At 72.1% G+C, this 3,120-nt stretch carries 4 protein-coding genes; 3 read left to right on the top strand and 1 reads right to left on the bottom strand.

What is annotated here, in order from left to right:
• Positions 1–424: 424 nt before the first annotated feature.
• Genes F0L68_RS40345 through F0L68_RS40335 form a run of 3 tightly spaced genes read left to right on the top strand, consistent with a single transcriptional unit; the run spans position 425 to position 2,714 of the window.
• The gene (locus tag F0L68_RS40345; RefSeq protein ID WP_149855202.1) at positions 425–631 is read left to right on the top strand and encodes a hypothetical protein; all 207 of its coding nucleotides are present in this window, start codon (positions 425–427) and stop codon (positions 629–631) included.
• Positions 628–2,343: a SulP family inorganic anion transporter gene (locus F0L68_RS40340; protein ID WP_149855201.1), complete on the top strand. Its 1,716-nt coding sequence runs from the start codon at positions 628–630 to the stop codon at positions 2,341–2,343. Before F0L68_RS40345 ends, F0L68_RS40340 begins: the two co-directional genes overlap by 4 nt.
• Complete coding sequence (locus tag F0L68_RS40335) at positions 2,340–2,714, top strand: ArsR/SmtB family transcription factor (RefSeq protein WP_149855200.1); 375 nt, start codon at positions 2,340–2,342, stop codon at positions 2,712–2,714. Before F0L68_RS40340 ends, F0L68_RS40335 begins: the two co-directional genes overlap by 4 nt.
• Positions 2,715–2,876: 162 nt before the next feature.
• On the opposite strand, the gene F0L68_RS40330 is transcribed toward F0L68_RS40335, so the two are convergent.
• Positions 2,877–3,120, bottom strand: a 244-nt coding sequence (locus tag F0L68_RS40330; RefSeq protein WP_149855199.1) for a phosphoenolpyruvate carboxykinase domain-containing protein, incomplete at its 5' end; no start/stop codon positions are given.

Genomic DNA, 3,120 nt, shown 5'->3' with positions numbered 1-3,120 from the left:
GGGCCCTCGTAGGGCACCTTCCGCTGGCGCTGGGCGTGGCCGGGCACGAAGGCTCCACCGCCATCGTCGGCCTGAACGGCCTGCGCCTGCTACGGCGGGCCGCCTGGCAGCGGACCACCACACCGATCCGACACGGCGCCTGCCGATAACCTCGTCAGTGCAGCTCAGGCGACATGCAGGTATCAGGTATTCGTGGAGGACGCCACCGAGCCGGTCGTGTCGGCGTATGCCCAGATTCGGTCTGGATCGGCGATGGGCGTTGGCGCCAGGCGCAGTGGGGCTGGCTAGAGCGAACGGTGGGCGGGCGTTGCGTCTCGGTCTGCCACAAGTGTGATGCACTCCATGGCTCGTCCACTAGTTACCTAGTTGCGAAATTAACTATATTCCAAGACTGGAGCTGCCGAGTGTGGTTGAGGGGACGATCGTGGGTGACTTCGTGGCCAGTCTGCGCGCGCGGACGCGGCAGGACCGCGAGGCGGAGCAGGCCGCTGCCGAGGCCGGCGACGACTACCGGGTGCAGGTGCACGCCGCGGACCTTGCCAACCTGGCGCGCCTGGCCGCCGAGCACGGCGTGCGCCTGACCCCGGCCACCGGACAGGCCGCGTCGGCCAACGGCGAGCGGGCCCGATGAGCGTCGCACCGGTGACGGGCCGGCGGCGTTCCGCTCTGGCGCGCGTGAGGGCGTTGTTGCCGTCGCGGGCGGACTGGGACTCGGTGCGCCGGTCGCCTCGGCGGGACCTGGTCGCCGGGGTGACCGTGGCGATCGTGGCGTTGCCGCTGGCGTTGGGCTTCGGTGTGTCTTCGGGGCTGGGTGCGGCGGCGGGTCTGGTGACCGCGATCGTGGCCGGGGCGGTGGCTGCGGTCTTCGGCGGGTCGAACCTTCAGGTGTCCGGGCCTACCGGGGCGATGACCGTGGTGTTGGTGCCGATCGTGCACGCCTACGGCGCCGGCGGGGTGCTCACCGTGGGCCTGACGGCCGGGCTGCTGCTGATGCTGCTGGCGCTGGCGCGGGCCGGCCGGTACATGCGGTATGTGCCGGCGCCAGTGGTGGAGGGCTTCACGCTGGGCATCGCCGGTGTGATCGCCTTGCAGCAGATCCCCGCAGCACTCGGGGTGCCCACGCCCGAGGGTGAGAAGGTCGTGGTGGTGGCCGCCCGCGCCGTGGCCGCCTTCGTCGCTCACCCGAACTGGCCGGCGATCGCGCTGGCAGTGGGTGTGGCGGTGGTGATGTTGGTCGGGGCGCGGTGGCGGCCGGCGGTCCCGTTCTCGCTGCTGGCCGTGGCGGCCGCGACGATCGTCGCGGAGGTCACCTCGTTGCCGGCGGCCCGCATCGGGGCGCTGCCGGCCACCCTGCCCGCCCCGTCCCTGGGTTTCCTGCATCTGGCGGACCTGGGCACGCTGCTGCCCTCGGCGGTGGCCGTGGCGGCGCTGGCGGCGTTGGAGAGCCTGTTGTCGGCCACGGTGGCCGACGCGATGAGCGTCAGCGAGCGCCACGACCCCGACCGGGAACTGTTCGGGCAGGGCCTTGCCAACGTGGTCACGCCGTTGTTCGGCGGGGTTCCGGCGACCGCGGCGATCGCCCGCACCGCGGTCAACGTCCGCTCCGGCGCCCGGTCCCGGCTGGCCGCGTTCACCCACGCGATCGTGCTGGCGGTGATCGTGCTCGCCGCCGCTCCCCTGGTCGCACGGGTCCCCTTGGCCGCGCTGGCCGGGGTGCTGCTGGCCACGGCGATCCGGATGATCGAGGTCGGGTCGGTGCGCGCGCTGGCCCGCGCGGGGCGCGGCGACGCGCTCGTGCTGGCGTTGACCGCCGTGGCGACGCTGGCCCTGGACCTGGTCACCGCCGTCATCGTCGGGCTGGTCGTGGCCGGGGCGCTGGCGCTGCGGGCGGTCGCCCGCGCCGCCCGCGTCCAGGAAGTGCCCCTGGACATGGGTGACCACCGTGAGGAGGAACGGGCGCTGCTGGCCGAGCACATCGTGGCCTATCGCCTGGACGGGCCGCTGTTGTTCGCCGCCGCGCACCGGTTCCTGCTCGAGCTGACCGAGGTGGCCGACGTTCGGGTGGTGATTCTGCGGATGTCTCGGGTGTCGGCGATCGACGGCACCGGCGCCCTGGTCCTGCGTGACGCGATCGAACGGCTCGAGCAGCGGGGTATCACCGTGCTGGTCTCCGGTGTCCGCCCAGGTCACGAGCGTGCTCTGGACGCGCTCGGCGTGATCGACAGGCTACGCGAGGACGGTCGCGTGTTCGCCACGACGCCCGCCGCGATCGCGCACGCCCGCGACCGGCTGCACCGCGCTGGTCTGCTGTCCGGCGCGGATGAGGGAGGATCGGGGGCATGACCAGGCCGCTGTACCAGCTCAAAGCCGAGTTCTTCAAGACCCTGGGGCATCCGGCCCGCATCCGGGTGCTGGAACTGCTGTCCCTGCGCGAGCACGCAGTCGCCGAGATGCTGCCCGAAGTCGGGATGGAGGCGGCCAACCTGTCCCAGCACCTGGCGGTGCTGCGCCGCGCCGGACTGGTGACCTCGCGGCGGGAGGGCACCACCGTCTACTACACGTTGACCGATCCTCAGGTCGCCGAGCTGCTCACGGTGGCGCGCTCCATCCTGTCCACCGTGCTGACCGGCCACATTGAGATGCTGGAAGGCCTGCGCGCGCCCCAGCCGGCTGCGTCGCGACGCCGCCGGTCCCCGCGGTCGCGGGCCGGATAGGCCGTGGTCGCTCGGCTGGAGCGTCTCCCCTTCCTCCTCCCGTCGCCCGGCGGGGCGACCGCGGCCCGCGCCGATCCTCAGCGCCGCCCTGTGCCGGCCCAGAGGTGAACGGGAGGTGTGGGCTCGGCGGTCAGTCGAGCCCACACCTGGTCGATCCGTTTGTCAGCCCAGGCGGTGCTTGAGCGCCTCGAGTTCGTCGCGCAGCGAGCTGGGGAGCTTGTCGCCGATCTTGTCGAACCACTCCTCGATGAGCGGGATCTCGGCCAGCCACTCGGCCGCGTCGAACTTCAGGGCGGCCTCGACGTCCTCGACTGGAATGTCCAAATCGGACAGATCCAGCGCGTTTGCCTTGGGAACCCAGCCGATCGGCGTCTCGTGCGCCGTGGCCTTGCCCTCGATCCGCTCG

The organism is Solihabitans fulvus (assembly GCF_008386585.1).
Classification (GTDB): domain Bacteria; phylum Actinomycetota; class Actinomycetes; order Mycobacteriales; family Pseudonocardiaceae; genus Solihabitans; species Solihabitans fulvus.
The sequence above is the reverse complement of the archived record's forward strand: the minus strand, read 5'-3'. Positions and strand labels throughout refer to the sequence as shown.

Coding starts and splice junctions, on each gene's coding strand:
- F0L68_RS40340 (WP_149855201.1), top strand. CDS start 628: ATGAGCGTCGCACCGGTGACGGGCCGGCGGCGTTCCGCTCTGGCGCGC.
- F0L68_RS40335 (WP_149855200.1), top strand. CDS start 2,340: ATGACCAGGCCGCTGTACCAGCTCAAAGCCGAGTTCTTCAAGACCCTG.